Source organism: Brevibacillus porteri (assembly GCF_003013475.1).
GTDB classification, from domain to species: Bacteria; Bacillota; Bacilli; order Brevibacillales; family Brevibacillaceae; genus Brevibacillus; species Brevibacillus porteri.
This window is the reverse complement of record NZ_PXZO01000039.1, coordinates 1-17,500: the sequence shown is the minus strand read 5'-3', so window position 1 is coordinate 17,500 and position 17,500 is coordinate 1. Positions and strand designations below refer to the sequence as shown.

17 protein-coding genes and 1 pseudogene are annotated in these 17,500 nt (G+C 44.2%); 2 read left to right on the top strand and 16 right to left on the bottom strand.

All coding sequences use genetic code 11. The annotated features are described in order from the left end of the window. Positions 1-3 precede the first annotated feature (3 nt). The 14 genes from hslV to C7R92_RS19515 form a co-directional block, all read right to left on the bottom strand. Entirely contained in the window at positions 4-546 is a 543-nt protein-coding gene (hslV, locus tag C7R92_RS19580; protein ID WP_017249336.1) for an ATP-dependent protease subunit HslV, read from the bottom strand. Between the two features lie 15 nt (positions 547-561). Next, entirely contained in the window at positions 562-1,503 is a 942-nt protein-coding gene (xerC, locus tag C7R92_RS19575; RefSeq protein WP_017249337.1) for a tyrosine recombinase XerC, read from the bottom strand. A 61-nt stretch (positions 1,504-1,564) separates the two neighbouring features. Continuing rightward, positions 1,565-2,878: an FADH(2)-oxidizing methylenetetrahydrofolate--tRNA-(uracil(54)-C(5))-methyltransferase TrmFO gene (gene trmFO, locus C7R92_RS19570; RefSeq protein WP_056488428.1), complete on the bottom strand. Its 1,314-nt coding sequence runs from the start codon at positions 2,876-2,878 to the stop codon at positions 1,565-1,567. Between the two features lie 39 nt (positions 2,879-2,917). Further along, positions 2,918-4,996: a type I DNA topoisomerase gene (gene topA, locus C7R92_RS19565; RefSeq protein ID WP_106835378.1), complete on the bottom strand. Its 2,079-nt coding sequence runs from the start codon at positions 4,994-4,996 to the stop codon at positions 2,918-2,920. A gap of 106 nt (positions 4,997-5,102) precedes the next feature. Beyond that, a complete protein-coding gene (gene dprA, locus C7R92_RS19560; protein ID WP_106835377.1) occupies positions 5,103-6,221 on the bottom strand; it encodes a DNA-processing protein DprA in 1,119 nt (372 codons plus the stop codon). A 134-nt stretch (positions 6,222-6,355) separates the two neighbouring features. Then, entirely contained in the window at positions 6,356-7,258 is a 903-nt protein-coding gene (gene sucD / locus C7R92_RS19555) for a succinate--CoA ligase subunit alpha (RefSeq protein ID WP_007719376.1), read from the bottom strand. Positions 7,259-7,302: 44 nt separating this feature from the next. Beyond that, positions 7,303-8,463 carry an ADP-forming succinate--CoA ligase subunit beta gene (gene sucC / locus C7R92_RS19550; RefSeq protein ID WP_007719385.1) on the bottom strand — a complete coding sequence of 387 codons (1,161 nt, stop codon included), beginning with the start codon at positions 8,461-8,463 and terminating at the stop codon, positions 7,303-7,305. A gap of 187 nt (positions 8,464-8,650) precedes the next feature. After that, complete coding sequence (locus tag C7R92_RS19545) at positions 8,651-9,706, bottom strand: hypothetical protein (protein ID WP_106835376.1); 1,056 nt, start codon at positions 9,704-9,706, stop codon at positions 8,651-8,653. Between the two features lie 37 nt (positions 9,707-9,743). Continuing rightward, positions 9,744-10,637 (bottom strand): AlbA family DNA-binding domain-containing protein, encoded by an 894-nt coding sequence (locus tag C7R92_RS19540; RefSeq protein ID WP_017249342.1) that lies wholly within the window; start codon positions 10,635-10,637, stop codon positions 9,744-9,746. A gap of 84 nt (positions 10,638-10,721) precedes the next feature. Beyond that, on the bottom strand, positions 10,722-11,060 hold the full coding sequence (locus tag C7R92_RS19535; protein ID WP_106835375.1) for an SCP2 sterol-binding domain-containing protein: 339 nt from the start codon (positions 11,058-11,060) through the stop codon (positions 10,722-10,724). 71 nt (positions 11,061-11,131) lie between these two features. Then, entirely contained in the window at positions 11,132-11,446 is a 315-nt protein-coding gene (locus tag C7R92_RS19530; protein ID WP_106835374.1) for a YbjQ family protein, read from the bottom strand. A 123-nt stretch (positions 11,447-11,569) separates the two neighbouring features. Beyond that, a complete protein-coding gene (locus C7R92_RS19525) occupies positions 11,570-12,382 on the bottom strand; it encodes a CBS domain-containing protein (protein WP_017249345.1) in 813 nt (270 codons plus the stop codon). Beyond that, a complete protein-coding gene (locus C7R92_RS19520) occupies positions 12,379-12,735 on the bottom strand; it encodes a hypothetical protein (RefSeq protein WP_017249346.1) in 357 nt (118 codons plus the stop codon). Before C7R92_RS19520 ends, C7R92_RS19525 begins: the two co-directional genes overlap by 4 nt. Before the next feature lie 29 nt (positions 12,736-12,764). Next, on the bottom strand, positions 12,765-13,487 hold the full coding sequence (locus tag C7R92_RS19515) for an EAL domain-containing protein (protein ID WP_106835373.1): 723 nt from the start codon (positions 13,485-13,487) through the stop codon (positions 12,765-12,767). 493 nt (positions 13,488-13,980) lie between these two features. On the opposite strand from C7R92_RS19515, the gene C7R92_RS19510 reads away from it, so the two are divergent. Beyond that, the gene (locus C7R92_RS19510) at positions 13,981-14,289 is read left to right on the top strand and encodes a protease inhibitor I42 family protein (RefSeq protein WP_106835372.1); all 309 of its coding nucleotides are present in this window, start codon (positions 13,981-13,983) and stop codon (positions 14,287-14,289) included. A gap of 547 nt (positions 14,290-14,836) precedes the next feature. On the opposite strand, the gene C7R92_RS19500 is transcribed toward C7R92_RS19510, so the two are convergent. Together C7R92_RS19500 and C7R92_RS19495 are read right to left on the bottom strand one after the other, a co-directional pair. Next, positions 14,837-16,381, bottom strand: coding sequence for a YifB family Mg chelatase-like AAA ATPase (locus C7R92_RS19500; RefSeq protein WP_106835371.1), 1,545 nt, complete (start codon positions 16,379-16,381; stop codon positions 14,837-14,839). Positions 16,382-16,720: 339 nt separating this feature from the next. After that, on the bottom strand, positions 16,721-16,939 hold the full coding sequence (locus C7R92_RS19495) for a hypothetical protein (protein ID WP_106835370.1): 219 nt from the start codon (positions 16,937-16,939) through the stop codon (positions 16,721-16,723). Positions 16,940-17,168: 229 nt separating this feature from the next. Here C7R92_RS19495 and C7R92_RS32920 point away from each other — a divergent pair. After that, positions 17,169-17,492: pseudogene (locus tag C7R92_RS32920) on the top strand (helix-turn-helix transcriptional regulator); the annotation flags it as partial. Positions 17,493-17,500: the final 8 nt, after the last annotated feature.

Below are 17,500 nucleotides of genomic sequence, written 5' to 3'. Positions count from 1 at the left end.
CGCTCAATTCAACTCATCCACAACAAGATTGTTGTTTGTGAACACGCAAATTTCAGCAGCGGTACGAAGCGATGCTTCCGCAATTTCACGTGCGCCGAGATCCGGCGCATATGTTTTCAATGCACGACCTGCTGCAAGGGCAAAGCTACCGCCAGAACCAATTGCAAGAATCCCATCATCAGGCTCAATGATTTCGCCATTTCCGGAAATAAGCAACAAATGCTCCTTATTGGCAACAATCATCATGGCTTCCAAACGACGCAAAATTTTATCCATGCGCCACTCTTTCGCCAGCTCTACAGCAGCACGCTGCAGATTGCCGTGATACTCCTCCAGCTTTCCTTCAAACTTCTCAAAAAGCGTAATGGCATCAGCAACAGAGCCAGCGAATCCTGCTAAAACTTCGCCGCGATATAGACGTCTTACTTTTTTGGCACCGTGCTTCATTACCATGCTGTTGCCAAAAGTAACCTGACCATCTCCGGCCATCGCTACAGACCCATTATGCTGTACAGCAAATATGGTTGTTGCGTGAAACTGTTCCATCACTGATTCCTCCCGTTATGTCCGATTGGCGGAACCTGTATTGCCCGGGTTTGCTCGTGGGTGAGCGGTGTCATATACATGCCGAAGTCGCTCTTTGGTCACATGGGTGTACACCTGTGTCGTCGAAACATTGACGTGTCCCAGTAATTCTTGCACGGTACGCAGATCAGCGCCGCCGTTCAACATATGGGTTGCAAACGTATGACGAAAGGTATGTGGTGAAACCCGCAATTGAAGAGCGTACGTATCTACGTATTTGTCTACAATCCGCCGAACACTGCGGTCGGATAACGGTTCTCCCCGATAGTTAACCAGCAAATTGCCGTGTTCTACTTTTCCAGCCAACAGTTTTTCTCTTCCATATTCTAGGTATTGCCGAAGAACGTCGCAGGCATAGCTTCCAACCGGCACATATCGTTCTTTCGCTCCTTTTCCATAAACCAAGGCGACTCCCATACTCGGATTCACATCACTCACAGATAAAGTGGTGAGCTCCGTAACACGCATGCCGCTTGCATACAACAGTTCAAAAATCAGCCGATCACGAATTCCCAATGGAGTGGTTGTATCAGGCAGATCGAAAAAAGCTTGAACTTCTTGCGGATATAAAAAGGAAGGAAGTTTCTTCTCCATTTTGGGAGTGGAGACTAGTTGAAATGGATTCTGTTCCAGTTGACCTTCACGCAACAGAAATCGGTACAAGCTACGCAAACTGGATAGCTTGCGGGCAATACTTCGTCGGGAAAGCCCCCTGCCAGCCAATTGCGCGAGAAAGGAGCGACCATGCAAATAAGAAACAGCAGCAAATACGGTGATTTGGTGCTGTTCCATAAAGGAGACAAATTCGCTGATATCTGCCACATACTGCTTCACCGTATGAGGAGAGGCGTTTTTTTCAACTCGCAAATAGCGGGTAAACATCTCAATATCCGCAGAATTTTGTTGCGAAATGTCCATACGGGATGCACCCTCCTCGAAGCACCTATATAGTAACACAGACGAAAAACGGATATCAATGTTAATTGTGTCGTTCTTGTGTAAAATTCTGAATTGTATCTAGCGCCCGTTCAGCGAGCTTTTCATTTTTCAAACGCTTGTCGCGGATTCTTTCCGGCCATTCCGGTACCAATCCGAAGTTTGCGTTCATTGGTTGGAAATGCTTTGGATCTGCCGTAGTAATATAACGAGCCATGCTGCCCATAATTGTTTCTGGCGGAAGCTCGATCAATTCTTCCCCTTTTGCGAGTCGTGCTGCATTTATCCCCGCAAGCAAGCCTGATGCTGCTGACTCTACATATCCTTCTACACCAGTCATTTGACCAGCAAAGAAAAGTGTTTCGCGATCTTTATACTGATACGTAGGCTTCAACAGTTTTGGCGAGTTGATAAATGTGTTGCGGTGCATGACACCATAACGAACGATTTCGCAGTTTTCCAACCCAGGAATGAGTGAAAAGACTCTTTTTTGATCCGGCCACTTTAGATGAGTCTGGAAGCCTACGATGTTATACAATGTCGCAGCACTATTGTCCTGACGAAGCTGTACAACCGCGTAAGACTTTTTGCCTGTCCGTGGATCAACCAGCCCCACTGGCTTCATGGGACCAAATGTCATGGTTTTGTGCCCACGCTTTGCCAATACTTCAATCGGCATGCAGCCTTCGAAGAAGATTTCCTTTTCAAATTCCTTCAATGGAACTGTTTCCGCAGAGATCAGCGCATCATAAAAGCGATTGAACTCCTCTTCAGTCATCGGGCAGTTCAGGTAGGCTGCTTCACCTTTATCATATCTGGAAGCAACGAATACCTTGTTCATATCAATCGAGTCTTTCTCAATAATGGGTGCAGCTGCATCATAGAAGTACAGGTATTCTTCACCCGTCAGCTCTTTTAACTTTGTAGACAAAGCTGGAGAAGTAAGGGGCCCCGTCGCAATTACGACAATCCCATCAGGAATTTCGGTAATCTCATCCGAAATGACCTCAACTAAAGGATGATTACGAACGGCATCTGTAACATGAGCCGCGAACTCGTGTCTGTCTACGGCAAGCGCGCCTCCTGCTGGAACCGCGCAACGATCTGCCGCATCGATAATGACAGAGTTCAATCGACGCATTTCTTCTTTTAATACACCCACTGCATTCGTCAACGTGTTAGCACGCAATGAATTACTGCATACCAACTCTGCAAATTTATCGGTATGGTGTGCAGGCGTTTGCGTCTTCGGTCTCATTTCATAGAGCTTTACTTTTACACCCGCCTGCGCAATTTGCCATGCTGCCTCACTACCAGCGAGACCAGCGCCCACTACTGTAATTGTTGGTTGTGACATGCTGTTAATCCTCCAAACTACAAAATCGAATCAGGCTGCTTAGGAGTCTGCCTCTTCTTGATAATCACACTTGGTGCAAATAATGCTAACTCCTTGCTTCTTGCGCTTTTTCTCCACGAGCATGCTGGAGCATTTTGGACAAGGTCTGGCAATCGGTTTGTCCCACGATACAAAATCGCATTCCGGGTATTGATTGCAGCCATAAAAAATACGACTCTTCTTAGATTTACGTTCGATAATCTCTCCGGTTTCACACTGCGGACACTTTACGCCGATTTCTTTTACAATCGGCTTCGTATTACGGCAATCCGGGAATCCGGAACAAGCTAAAAACTTGCCAAATCGACCAAGCTTATATACCATCACACGGCCGCAAAGCTCGCATGATTCATCCGACTCTTCGACTTTCAGCTCTACTTCTTTCATTTCTTCTTCTGCAACAACTACGCGCTTTGCAAAGTCGTGATAAAAATCGTCCAGCACCTGCACCCAATTGGTGGTCCCTGCTTCGATATTATCCAAACCCGATTCCATATGCGCAGTGAATTCTACGTTGAGAATCTCTGGGAAAAACTCCTCAACAAGCGTGATCACAATCTCGCCTAATTCAGTCGGAACAAATCGTTTCTCCTCTAACGCCACATAGCCCCGCTTTTGAATGGTCTCTAATGTAGGTGCATAGGTAGATGGACGTCCAATCCCCATCTCTTCCAATGATTTAAGCATGCGCGCTTCAGAGAATCGAGGTGGTGGCTGTGTAAAGTGCTGATTCGGCTCGATTTCTTTTTGTTCGAGGATTTGTCCTTCTTCAATCGGCGGAAGGAAGCTTTCTTCTTCTGCACCATCATCGTTTCCTTCAATATATACCTTCATAAATCCAGGAAACTTCACTTTGGATCCTGTTGCTCTGAAGGTAACTCCACCTGCGTCAATATCTACGCTCATCGTATCAAGAACAGCAGATGACATTTGACTGGCAAGGAAACGCTCCCAGATCAATCGATACAAGCGAAGCTGATCTCTCGACAAGTATTCCTTGATTTCATCCGGTGTACGCATTACGCCTGTTGGACGAATCGCTTCGTGAGCATCTTGAGCATTTTCGTTTTTCGCCTGATTGCGTGGCTCAGTTAACACATAGTCTGAACCATATTTCTCAAGTATGTATTCTCTTGCTTCGTTCTGTGCAGTCGCAGATAGGCGAGTAGAGTCTGTACGCATATAGGTAATCAAACCAACTGCGCCTTCTTTATTGCCAACGTCGATCCCCTCATAGAGCTCTTGAGCAATTCGCATGGTCTTAGAAGTGCGGAAGTTTAGCTTACGAGCTGCCTCTTGCTGCAAAGAACTCGTGATAAAAGGAGGTGCAGGATTGCGCTTACGCTCTCGCTTGGTTACCTTTTGTACCACGTATGGTTTGTTCTTCATTCGTTTCAATACCGCTGCTACATCATCTTCCGAATGAAGCTCCACCTTTTCATCGCCATAACCATAGAACTTAGCGTTAATTTCTTTTCCGCCGCTGATCAATGTACTCGCAATCGTCCAATACTCTTCTGGTATAAACTCTTGGATCTCCCGTTCACGATCCATGATAAGCTTTACCGCAACCGATTGAACACGTCCGGCACTCAAGCCTTTTCGAACCTTTTTCCATAGAATTGGACTGATATTGTAGCCCACGAGTCTGTCGAGAATGCGACGTGCCTGTTGAGCATTTACCAAGTCCATGTTTATGTGTCGTGGATGCTTGAACGCTTCTTTGATGGCATCTTTGGTAATCTCATTAAATACCACACGAAGCGGTTGATTCAAATCGAGCCCAAGGTATTGTGCCAAATGCCAAGCAATTGCCTCCCCTTCGCGATCCGGGTCGGCTGCGAGATATACTTTTTTTACTTTTTTAGCGGCATCTTTTAAGCCCTTCAATACATCGCCTTTGCCGCGAATGGTTATGTATTTGGGTTCAAAATTACGCGTAACGTCTACACCCATTTGACTTTTCGGCAAATCACGTACATGCCCGATAGACGCTTTCACGATATATTTACTACCCAGGTATTTTCCAATGGTCTTGGCCTTCGTAGGGGATTCTACGATTACTAGCGTATCAGCCATTTTTTTCCTCCCCTTTTAGTAAGGAATCTTCCCTATTATTAAATACCCTTATCCGGTTTGTCAAACACTTGTACGTCTAGACATTACCAAATATCTGGAAAAAATGCTATCGACGAGCAAAATAACCGCCCGGAAGTGCGACGATGGCCCCTTTTGCTTCCAAACGAATCACCAGCTGATGTAGCATCCTGCGCTGATCTTTTTCTAAACTGCTCATTAACTCATCCAAATGAATGCCATCATATGTTACGGCTTCTACAATCGCTTTTTCTTCATTAGATAAGGGAATAACCTCGGTTGCCTTTCTGTTTTCGGCCTGTTGCTTCCGTACAGCTTCTGGAAGATGATGCTTGATTTCCTCCCAAATATCGTTACTGCACGTTACTAGCTTTGCACCTTGTTTGATCAAGTTATGCGGCCCCGCACTCATCAATGAAAAAATCGGGCCAGGAATTGCAAAAACTTCCTTTCCCTGCTCAAGTGCACAGTCTGCCGTAATCAAGGATCCACTTTTTTCTGCTGCTTCCACCACTAATATACCGATAGAAAGTCCACTTATGATACGATTTCTCTCTGGAAATAATCCAGATATAGGTGGAATATGTGGAGGATATTCACTGAGGAGTAGGCCAAAAGATTCAATTTCGCGATAAAGTTCTCGATGCCGAGAAGGATAAACGTGATTCATTCCACACCCGAGCACACCAATGGTCTTACCGCCTGCTTTCAACGTAGCTTGGTGAGCTTCCGCATCAATTCCATACGCTACCCCTGAGACAATGACAAGACCTGCTTGTACCAGCTCTCGGACAAAAAAGCTACAGCTCGCTCTTCCATATGGTGTCGGTTTGCGCGAACCAACGACGCCAATCGACAATTTCTCCAACAATGTGTGATCACCACGATAAAACAGTGTCCATGGAGAATCCGGGATATTGCGGAGTGAAACAGGATAAGCATCGTCAAAAGGACATAAGAAGCGTGTTCTCTCTTCTTCACGCCTTTCTAATAGTGCCATAGCTGAAGCTTCATTGCTTTGCTTGTCAACCTGCCCAGTGATCAAGGAAGTCAATCTGAGCTCATGTGCCAGTTCGTGCCAATTTTCGATGGCCACCTGAAAAGAACCAGTGATTTCAAAGATTTCTCGGATTTTCTTTCTTCCCAAACCCGCTATCATCGTTAACACATACAGCCAGTCTCTCTCGTCGAGCTTCGCCTTTCCCATTCCGAAATCCTCCTTCATCCCGATCGCTATTGTCACAGTTGACGGTTTTGAAAGTTATTCTATCGAAAGAAAGAGGCTGCTTCAAAAATAAAAAAGTGGACAAGCCTAAGCCTGTCCACTTCTGTCTTCTATGCTTACTTGCCCATTACTTTCTCGAGCATACCGCGCTCTTTCAGCAATTCAACAAGTGTTTCACCGATAACTGCAGGTGTTTTTGCTACGCGAATACCACATTCTTCGAGCTTCGCGATTTTCTCAGCAGCTGTACCTTTACCACCGGAGATGATCGCACCAGCGTGGCCCATACGTTTTCCTTCAGGAGCAGTTTGTCCGCCGATGAAGCCTACAACTGGTTTTTTCATGTTAGCAGCGATCCACTCAGCTGCTTCTTCTTCTGCAGTACCACCGATTTCACCCAGCATGATAACTGCTTCGGTACCTGGATCTTCGTTGAACATTTTCAGTACATCGATGAACTCCATACCTTTTACTGGGTCTCCACCGATACCTACAGCTGTGGATTGACCCAGGCCGCGAGTAGAAGTTTGGTGAACTGCTTCATAAGTCAAGGTACCAGAGCGAGATACGATACCTACTTTACCTGGAACGTGGATGTAACCAGGCATGATACCGATTTTGCACTCACCTGGAGTGATTACACCAGGGCAGTTAGGACCTACGAGAAGGGTTTTCTTACCTTCCATGTAGCGCTTAACTTTTACCATGTCCAGAACTGGGATACCTTCTGTGATGCAGATTACCAGATCCAGTTCGGCGTCAACTGCTTCCATGATCGCATCAGCAGCGAAAGGAGGAGCAACGTAGATAACGGATGCAGTAGCACCAGTTGCTTCAACTGCTTCTTTCACTGTGTTGAAAATTGGAATACCGTCAACTTCGGTTCCACCTTTACCAGGTGTTACACCGCCCACCATTTGTGTACCGTATTCAACGGCTCCGCGAGTGTGGAACAGACCAGTTGCACCCGTAATCCCTTGCGTAATTACTTTTGTATTTTTATTAACGAGAATACTCATCGCGTAATTTTCCCACCTTTTTTAACGTATCTACTCGAGATAACTTACTTTACCAAGGATACGATTTTCTCAGCACCATCAGCCATAGATTCTGCAGCTACGATGTTCAAACCGGACTCATTGAGGATTTTCTTACCCAAATCTACGTTTGTACCTTCGAGACGTACAACGAGAGGTTTGTCCAATTTGATTTGTTTTGCTGCATTTACTACGCCGTTTGCGATAACGTCGCATTTCATGATGCCGCCGAAGATGTTGACGAAAATACCTTTTACTTTTTCGTCACGGAGAATAATTTTAAACGCTTCTGTTACTTTCTCTTCAGTAGCTCCGCCACCAACGTCAAGGAAGTTAGCAGGATCTCCACCGTAGAATTTCACGATGTCCATTGTTGCCATCGCCAGACCTGCACCGTTTACCATGCAACCGATGTTACCATCAAGTGCGATGTAGGACAGATCGAACTTGGAAGCTTCGATTTCTTTCTCATCTTCTTCATCCAGATCGCGCAGAGCTACGATGTCAGGGTGACGATAGAGAGCGTTGCTGTCGAAGTTCAGTTTCGCATCCAGTGCCATTACTTCACCGTCGCCAGTTACAACCAGTGGGTTGATTTCAGCGATAGAAGCATCTTTATCAACAAAAGCTTGGTACAAGCTCATCATGAACTTGGCAGCTTTGTTAATCAATTCTTTTGGAATGTTGATTGCGTAAGCCAGGCGACGAGCTTGGAAGCCATTCAGACCTGTTACTGGATCAACTACTTCTTTGAAGATTTTTTCTGGATTATTTGCTGCTACTTCCTCGATGTCCATACCGCCCTCTTCGGAAGCCATCATTACAACGCTTCCAGTAGCACGGTCAACAACTACACCAACGTAGTATTCTTTCTTGATGTCGCAGCCTTGCTCGATCAGAAGGCGCTTAACTTCTTTACCTTCTGGTCCTGTTTGATGAGTAACCAGTACTTTGCCAAGAATTTCGCTGGCATATGTACGAACTTCATCAAGATTTTTTGCAACTTTTACACCGCCAGCCTTACCACGGCCACCAGCGTGAATTTGCGCTTTTACTACGTTTACTTGGGTGCCCAGTTCTTTCGCTGCTTCAACAGCTTCTTCCACTGTGAAAGCTACGCGTCCTTCAGGAACTTTTACACCGTACTGCTTAAGTATCTCTTTACCTTGATACTCATGAATGTTCATTCTCCATCCTCCTATGGCAGATAAAGATCGGCAGGCTTTTAGACCGGTTCAAAGACGTCTGTCTTTTTCCGGTCATAACCTCCACTATCAGTGCAACGTAACTATTCTACGACAAAAACTGCAAAAGTGGTAGTAATATGTTCTTTTTTATCGTGACCAGAAGTGCGAAACTTCATGAGGATATTCCTCATTTTCGTAGAGATTGAAACAATTTCCACTCGTTTTCAGCGAGTTCATCGTGATTGTACCAAGTTTGGTCGTACTTAAAGTAACCTGGATATAGTTCAATTCTCTGTTCTGTATCATTCACAAAAAAATGAAGTTCGTATTGTTTTGAGCCCGGATCTTTCGGTGGAACATTTAGTGGATCTCCATTTTTTAGCAATCGGACGGTTTGATGAGCAATTCCTTGCTCGATCGTCGTTTGGGTGACATCCAACTCTGTGTCTTGGACGTTCATCTCGCCATTTGCTGTGATGCGAATCTGTGTAGATTTAAATAACTGGTCGATCCTGTCTTCCTTACGATTGCTTGGCGGCATCCATTCCGTTAACCGCGAAAAGAGGCTACCCTCTACCCGAAAGAAAAACGTTTCTCTCCCAAAGGGAACCGCAATCAGCGTCGGCGTCAAAATGGCCACTTCGACAGGTTTGTCAGCAGAATTTATTCTCATCCGATAGTTCGGATAGAGTGGATACTGCTTGCTACGACTGTCCAGCTCTGGTATAGCCGATTCCATTACTTTCCTGATGTATTCTGCTTCTGATTCGTTCAACACGCGAGCTTGACCAAGGTCCTCTGCCGCTAAACGCACACTTTGAATTTTTTGTGAGAGCACGCCTTTGCCAGTTAACTTGTTTACCCACTGATAAAAATAGCTGGCACCCGCTCCACGATACGTGTGTCCTCCAAACTCACTTGCCGACTCCCCCACTGTTACGACAAGTGGAGCCTGCTGTGTTCGGTAGAGGACAAGTGTAAAACGTACATCTTCTTGCTTTAAAGGCTCGGATGATATTTGTAAATCTTGACCCTGTCCGGACAGCTCTTGCAAAAACAAGCGCGAGTCCAATAATACTTCTTGTCCATCCGTTGACATCACCGTTACTTTTTCAACCGCACCAAGCTCTGTCTCGATATGATCTTTCATGTCATCAGATACCTTACCTGACTGTGCACAGCCAGTGACAAACAAGGTACTCACCATCATAACCAGTAGACACGTACGTAAAGACGATATCACGCAGTAACCCTCCCCGTGTATTCCTGTAAGGATAACGCTACAGAAGTCCCAATCGACGGCTGATCTCACTGCCAAGCTTTCGTTTCACGTAAATTTCACCAATTTGGTGCGGATCTTTCACAATAACGGAGCGATTGTTCGTACGAATCACCACGTACTTTTCATTGTTTTTGTCCAAACCACAAATCAAATCAGATGAGGCTTCAACAAAGATAGCTACCACTGTTTTCCCATCTATTTTTTTCAACGAAATTTTTGGGAATGGGGTCACAAACGGTGACGTCTTATCTTGGATGTATTGCGTAATGGCAAGAATGTATTTGTCCGGGTCTCCATACTGCTCGATCTCATGATCAATCCCGCACACTGTTCCCTCATCGGTAATGCCTAAAAATAAATTCCCGTTGTTTGAATTCGCAAACGCCACAATAGACTTAATAATTCCCGTCTTCGAATAAAGAAAGTCGCGTTTGAATTCAATCATGTCGTTCTCACCAAGTTTTGTTGCTGTTACGGGATCATCGATTCGGCCTAAATAGCGAAAGCGACTGATTGCCCCTAAGCGATAGACGTATTCTTCAAATATATCAGCAGGCAGAGAAAGGTCTTCTATGCTTGCATCTGTGTTTTGCCACAATTTATATGTTTGCGGAGCAAAGCACATGTCAAACAATACGTTCCCACCGAGCGAGCGTATGTTCATACCGATGGAAGCAGGCATGATCTTCCCCGGCTGATAAGGGGCATCTGTTTCTACATCCAATACTCCTGAATGAATTAAATAATCGAAATAATGACGCGGTAATTGTGCATGATGCTTTAATAACTGACGTTCTGGCTTGGGTCGTCTGATTTCTTGATAAAAATCAAAACGCACAGATTGTTCTTCCAGTTGGCTTACACTCGCAATCAATGAACAAATATGGCGCATGTTTCCCCTCGTTTTGTGTTAGAGTAGGTGTCATTGTTTGGTCATATTTTAACGCAACGTTTAAAGTATTGACTAGTTTTTTCGTTATTTTTGTGTTTGATAGTGATGTAAGATTGTTTGCAATTTAAATGAAAGTCCCATTTCTCCACTTATTTTCAGCTTACCCGTTACAAAAGCAACAGTGGGATTCAAGCGTCCCTCTACGAGCTTAATAAAATCTTTGTCAGATAACTCCAGCTTGCAGCCTGCTTCCCTGGTCACACCCAGCGTGTAGTCCGCCTGATTATCGGCAAAAACAATCTCGTAGGTGCCCCCCTCTTCTCCACTTAGGACAAAATGATAAATCGCATGTAATCCAGTGATCCCTTGTGGCTGGTCATTTATTCTATTCGATAAATCCTGAAGAGTTTTTTGTACTTGCATGCTCACTTCTCCTTGCTCGCTATGTATTACGACCGCTTTCCGTAAAAAAAGAAAGCCGGGTGTTTACCGGCTTACTTCACACGGACAGCTGTGCCTGTGGCAATAACCATCATCATACCTTCTCGCAATGTTTCGAAGTCGAGATCAACCCCAATCACTGCATTTGCACCTAATACCCGTGCTTTTTCTTTCATTTCACGCAAGGCCAGTTCACGACCTTCTGCGAGCTTGCTCTCATACGAGCCACTTCTGCCCCCGATGATGTCCGTAATCCCTGCGAGAAAGTCACGGACTACGTTTGCACCCATGATTACCTCTCCACTGACGATTTCCAGATACTCTTCCACTTCTTTTCCTTGGATCATGCTGGTAGTAGTTACAATCATGTCATTGCCTCCTCATATCGATCTATTCACATTATATATTACGTACCATAAAATAATTGGTTGCAATGAAAGATCTTAGCCTGTCCAAAAGTGTATGCGCATTGTTGGCAAACTATACTTTTCCTATCCGACCGTGGAAGAAAGTGATTTGGATAATTTGGCAGCTGAAGAGCCTAAACTTGCTTCAGCGATTAATTCCCGCCAGGATCTGGCGAAGAAGTCTGGTGTATTGTACCCGTTCACATGACCAACAGCTGCAGATACGAAGACATCCAGAACGTTGGTTGGACGTGTAATAAGCGTAATGTATTCCTGAATCTGTTCATCGGAAATCGTAGAGATCAAAACAAACTCGTCCCCTGCATAACGACATAAGTAATCACCCTGTTCTTCAGCCAAAGAAGAGAGGACCGAAGAATAGGTGCGAATGACATCATCTCCGAAGGGATGGCCATGCAGCTTATTAATTCGGCCAAAGTCGTTCAAATCGATAAAAAGCAAATGGAAAGGTTTTCGCTCCTTTAAAAAATTTTCCCCAATAAACTGGATGTATGGAGCGCGATACAAACCCGATAATGGGTCTCGATATTCTGCTATTTTCATCTCTACGATTTCTTTTGTGATGAATCCGATCAGTTGATCCTCTTGTTTGACCAAAGCAAGCCCATTTTGTTCTTGATGAAGCGCGTGATAAGCCTCCCATACATTGTGATTGGCTGACAGATAGAACGGCTGACTACTCATGGCATCGGCAACGATTCGGTTTGGATGAGCTGACAAAACATCTCTCGTCGTAACCATTCCCAGTACCTCTCCGTGATCCATGACAACTAACGAATCAACATGAGATTCGTTCATTCGCTCCGCCGCATAAGAGACACTTTTGTCAGAGGTGATGGTACAAATCGTCGTCGTCATGATGTCGGAGATGTTCATAATAGATCCACCTCTCGTTGAACAGACAATGCTATTTTCAACTCAGATCGCAGAACCATAGAGTCGCTAATCATACGCTCTGCTTCTTCCAGAATGATTTTCATCAGCAATTTTTCATCTATCATTTGCAAAAGGGTATTTCTTAACAAAACCGCCTCAATCTTTGGATGATTCATTTTCAGTAAAGTAAACTGCTCTGGTGAAAGTGCATCCGCCATTCTCCTTACAGCCTCAGGACCAATTGGCGCTTTCCGCCCGATGATCAACAGATCCTGCATCGGAGGGACTTCAAACTCGGATATTTTTAAGGAAAGCGTTGCTTTCCGAGAATATACGTTGTTATCACTAGCCATAAAAATTCCTCCAATTCTGCATTGCCCTCTTATTCGTCCGGCAAACTGCCTGGTTTACCAAACAAGTATCCCTGGCCGATTGCAACGCCCAATAAAGAAGCACAAGCAAAATCCTCTTCTTCCTCAACTCCTTCGAGAATGAGTTGAGGTGCATCTTTACAAAATTCGACAAACAATTTTACAGTCTTTTGCTTTTCTAATGAACTCGAGAGCTCTTGCGAAAAAAAACGATCAATCTTGATGTAATCAGGTGAAATATCTTCGATTTTACTGAATATATTCGCGCCATCTCCTACATCATCCAACGCAATTAAGAACCCCATCTTTTTCAATTCAGCTATGCGGCGTGTAAAAATGGGTTCGCTCCAACATTCTCCTTCCATAATCGATTCGTTGATTTCCAAAACGATTTGGTTCAAAAAGGGACGAAAGGAACGAGCGATCTTTTGAATGAAGCTAGGAAATGTGTCTTCTATGATGGTAGAAGGAAAAATGTTCACAAATAAAAGCTCGTTTTTGTGTTCGATCGACGAATGAAAAAAAGTCGAGAGCGCATAATGCAAGGAATTGGCGTCGAGTTCTGGCAGCTTTTTGTTTTCCTTTGCCAAAGAAAACAATGCCTCTGGATAGGTCCCCGCTTTACTGCGAAGTAATACTTCATACCCTATTCTACTTCTCTCAGGAAGTTGACATATGGGCTGAAATGCGTGATAGTACTCTTTTTTCTTAAATAAATCTGGAATGCTCTCCATCAATTTTCCTTTCCCTTTCCTAGCAAGTATGAACACAAAGAAAAAGCTTCTTCCAAGCGAGAGAAATTCTGCGCAACCTGGAAGTGCTGGGAAATGTACCTACATGCACGCGAGCAAAAGAGATTCCACTCTCTTTAGGATACTTCTAGTCATAACAATATCTAGGTAATAAAGATTACAAATATCATCAGGCATTTCGACAATATATGTCTTTGTCCCTACTTATTCGCCAACATCTTGCATATTCCTTTCCAGATCATACTAATTGTTTCAAATTAATTAGGAACATTGTACGTATAATAGCTATTTTCTATCGTTATATATTCGCAAAATGATAGATGTATCAAGTAATTCCACAACTTGTAAGAGAAATGAATTTCATGCAATTAATGAAATTAAATTTTTTCTGCTTGTTTCGTCGTTAGCAGCTAGCAAGCTTTTTTCATATGGTATGGGAAATGGGGATCGACTTCATCCAAAGGGAGGAAGGCCAGTGGTCAAAACCTCAACGTATACATTACAAGTGCAGGAAGGCCACTTATTCACGATTACGCTAGTGGCAAATCCCTCAACCGGCTACCAGTGGGACTTGTCTAATCCGGTGGATGCTCGCTTTTTATCGTTGTATGCGAATCATTTTGTTCCTCCACCATCGCCAGCTCGTATTGGGCAAGAGGGCCATCAGGTGATGTCCTTTCAGGCTTTGCGACGGGGAATGACGTCGATTTCTTTGAAGCATTGTCGGCCTTGGGATAGTGGGGATTGCGGGGAGTTTGTGTTTTATGTTGTTACGATTGTATAGGGGTTATGTTTAAAAAGTGCTTACTGTTACTTAATTGGTAGTGGAGTAGTTAGTCTGTATGTGCTGTGTTCATTTATTAGGCACATGCAGACTAACCGATTTTTCTCGAATATTTGACTATTTGGCATTTGGACAAGCGATGTCATCTATGTAGACGTGACCATGCAGAAAAGCAAACTGTGCATCGGAGCAACAAAAGTCGGGGAACAAAGAAGGAGCATGATCAGCATACTGATTCAAACTGCGCATATTGATAATCATCCAGAAAGATATGGTATAATTTGGATGAGGTGAACAATATGGTATTCATTGCTTTATCTGCATTGTACCTTAATCCTATTCTAGCTATTTTGTTCTTTGTTAACTTTACATTTATTATGAAGAAAATTGTCAACAATAAGGATTATAGGCGAAATGCAGTTTTTGGGTCATTGCTGATCGTATGGATCTTGTTTTCCTATGGATTGCTTATTATGGCAAGGTAGTTGATTCACTGCTGAAAGAATTAATTTTTCCATTCTATCTAGCATTTTGTAATCTCTTAAGTTTAAAAAAGTAGCCCTCGGTCCAAGGCTCTGTAGCGAATTGCTTCTGCTACATGTGCAGCATCTACACGGCCGGCCCCATCTAAATCTGCAATTGTCCTCGCCACTTTTACAATTCTATCGTATGCTCTTGCACTCAAACCTAATGTCTCGAAGGCAAGCTGCAGCATCTCCTGTCCTTCCTTATCCAGTTGAGCAAATTGGCGCAACTCTTCTCCATTCATCACACTGTTAAAAGGACATCCTGGACGATAGTGGTATCTTTCGCATTGGACAGCCCTCGCTTGCTCTACTCGTTGCTGTATGTCTTTTGAGGATTCCTCTGCTTTTCTTTTGTGAAGAAGTTGAACTGGTACTCTCGGCACCTCGATGTGCAGATCGATACGGTCTAGCAAGGGACCTGAGAGCTTTGAGCGGTATTTGTAGATTTGTTGGGGAGAGCATGAGCAGGTTTGCTTCTCTCGAGTACCGAAGAATCCACAAGGGCAAGGATTGCACGAACCAATTAACAGAAACCGAGCAGGAAAGGTAAAAACCTGCTTAGATCGTCCAATCGTAACAGCCCCTGATTCTAGCGGCTGGCGTAATACCTCTAATACATGTCGAGAAAACTCGGGCATCTCATCAAGAAAGAGAATTCCGCCGTGAGACAAGCTACACTCTCCGGGACGCGGGATTTGCGCACCACCGCCAATCAGTGCAGTAGCGGTAATTGTATGGTGCGGAGCACGAAAAGGTCGCTCCTCGACGAGCCCACTCTCCCGCTTCAATTGACCAGCAATACTGTATATTTTCGTCACTTCGTAAGATTCATGAATGGTCATGTTCGGCATGATACCAGGCAGGCAAGTAGCTAAAAGGGTTTTCCCTGAACCTGGAGGCCCCACCAATATCACATTATGAAATCCAGCTGCTGCGATCTCCAAGCCACGTTTTACAAATTGCTGTCCGTAAACATTGGCAAAGTCGGGAGGTAGCTGGTTCGTATTCGTCTTGCCTGTTTCCGATTCGGAAAAAATCAAGTCTGAGTTCTTACTATGAAGTCCTTCTTTCCAGTAGTTCACGGCCTCTTCCAAATTACTCGCAGGCAATACGGTAATGTCGACGAGCTGTGCTTCCGCTGCATTTTGTTCGGGGAGAATCACGTGGGTAAATCCTACATTTTTAGCTTCTAGCAAAATGGGGAGTACACCCGTTACAGGGCGAAGAGAACCGTCTAATGCCAATTCTCCAAGAACGAGGATTCTCTCTGGTCTAGGGAGCATTTGCTTCGAGGCAAGTAAAATACCGAACGCAATAGCTAGATCGAAACCAGAACCTTCCTTGCGCTGGTCTGCTGGTGCTAGATTAACGGTGATCCGCTGCATTGGGTAGTCGTATCCTGCGTTGCGCAGGGCAGCACGAACACGATCTCGCGCTTCTTTTACTGCTGAACCACCCAGTCCGACCAAATCGAATTGAGGCAAGCCATTTGCTATGTCTGTTTCGACAGTGACGACCATTCCATCTATGCCAAGCACCGTGCCTGAATAACTGCATGCGTACATGTTCTCTCCCCCTCTAGTTATAGGGTAGGAAAAGATAGAGGGGGTGGGCAAGTAAATTGGAGCTTTTGCCTAAACGTTTATACAAACTTGTCTAAAGTCATTAATTCTGGACTTCATAGAACAGTAGAACTTGAGCAGTTGAACATCGATTCAACTGTTACTTTTATGTTTTCGTTGCGAAAATGAATCTCTTCGCTTTTGTCATAACAATAATCCTTATATATTGGTCATTTTCTGTCTTGTATGCTTTTCCAAAGAAATCATTTTGGCAGTAACCCCACCTTGACCTTGTTATCACCCTTACCTGGTGAAATGGTGGAATGTCGTTAGGCGCAGATCCTAACTTCTCTCTCTCCCGCTCTTCGGCGCTCTATGCAGTTGTGTGAGTGTCGTCCAGTATTCCTTTAGGCTATTTCCCTTTACTGATTGATCTGTCTCAGTAGCTTCCTTTGGTTCTGCTGGCTTTGACTTAAATAGAACCTCCAATGCATGGACCATTCGTTTCATATCAGAAGCGAACTCACGATGGAATTCGATACCTTTAGGTGGTTTGATCATTGATGGCCTCCTTTCAGGCTGATATCTCTTTGTCACACATATGAGACACCTTATCCAAAAAAGATATCTTCAAATGTACGATTTTGAAAAGTTGCAGCACTTTGGCGATGAAATCGTTCCCCAGCGAAAAGCGTTTGTCAACATCAGGAAGCTTCGCCCTCAATAGTTGGCTTCTTGATACACCAATAATTCGGCGTTTTTTTGCTGGTATTAGAGAAAAAGTGAATACAGAAGCCAGTGGGAACTCACGGATGTTTCAGGCGTGAGCCATTCGACAATTAATAGAATTGAAGGTGGTACCTATAAAACTAAACACGAGACCTTGAAAGTACTTGCTGCTTTTCTAAATGGCGTTACATATGAGGAGCTTTTGGAGAAAGCCGGAATTTTGGAGGATACAGCTTCCCCTTCCTCCAAGAAAGACAAACCTCTTTCCGAATACGAAAGCTTATTCTTCTATGAATTAGAAAAGCTAAGCGAGGAAGATAAAAAGAAGGCTTTAGAGCATGTGAGATATTTGAGGTTTCTTGCGGAGCAACAGAAAATCGAGTAGGAGGGAGT

Coding starts and splice junctions, on each gene's coding strand:
- C7R92_RS19530 (WP_106835374.1), bottom strand. CDS start 11,446: ATGATTGTAACTACTACCAGCATGATCCAAGGAAAAGAAGTGGAAGAG.
- C7R92_RS19500 (WP_106835371.1), bottom strand. CDS start 16,381: ATGTACGCATGCAGTTATTCAGGCACGGTGCTTGGCATAGATGGAATG.
- dprA (WP_106835377.1), bottom strand. CDS start 6,221: ATGGGAAAGGCGAAGCTCGACGAGAGAGACTGGCTGTATGTGTTAACG.
- C7R92_RS19520 (WP_017249346.1), bottom strand. CDS start 12,735: ATGGCTAGTGATAACAACGTATATTCTCGGAAAGCAACGCTTTCCTTA.
- C7R92_RS19515 (WP_106835373.1), bottom strand. CDS start 13,487: ATGGAGAGCATTCCAGATTTATTTAAGAAAAAAGAGTACTATCACGCA.
- sucC (WP_007719385.1), bottom strand. CDS start 8,463: ATGAACATTCATGAGTATCAAGGTAAAGAGATACTTAAGCAGTACGGT.
- C7R92_RS19535 (WP_106835375.1), bottom strand. CDS start 11,060: ATGCAAGTACAAAAAACTCTTCAGGATTTATCGAATAGAATAAATGAC.
- hslV (WP_017249336.1), bottom strand. CDS start 546: ATGGAACAGTTTCACGCAACAACCATATTTGCTGTACAGCATAATGGG.
- C7R92_RS19495 (WP_106835370.1), bottom strand. CDS start 16,939: ATGATCAAACCACCTAAAGGTATCGAATTCCATCGTGAGTTCGCTTCT.
- C7R92_RS19540 (WP_017249342.1), bottom strand. CDS start 10,637: ATGCGCCATATTTGTTCATTGATTGCGAGTGTAAGCCAACTGGAAGAA.
- xerC (WP_017249337.1), bottom strand. CDS start 1,503: ATGGACATTTCGCAACAAAATTCTGCGGATATTGAGATGTTTACCCGC.
- trmFO (WP_056488428.1), bottom strand. CDS start 2,878: ATGTCACAACCAACAATTACAGTAGTGGGCGCTGGTCTCGCTGGTAGT.
- sucD (WP_007719376.1), bottom strand. CDS start 7,258: ATGAGTATTCTCGTTAATAAAAATACAAAAGTAATTACGCAAGGGATT.
- topA (WP_106835378.1), bottom strand. CDS start 4,996: ATGGCTGATACGCTAGTAATCGTAGAATCCCCTACGAAGGCCAAGACC.
- C7R92_RS19525 (WP_017249345.1), bottom strand. CDS start 12,382: ATGAACATCTCCGACATCATGACGACGACGATTTGTACCATCACCTCT.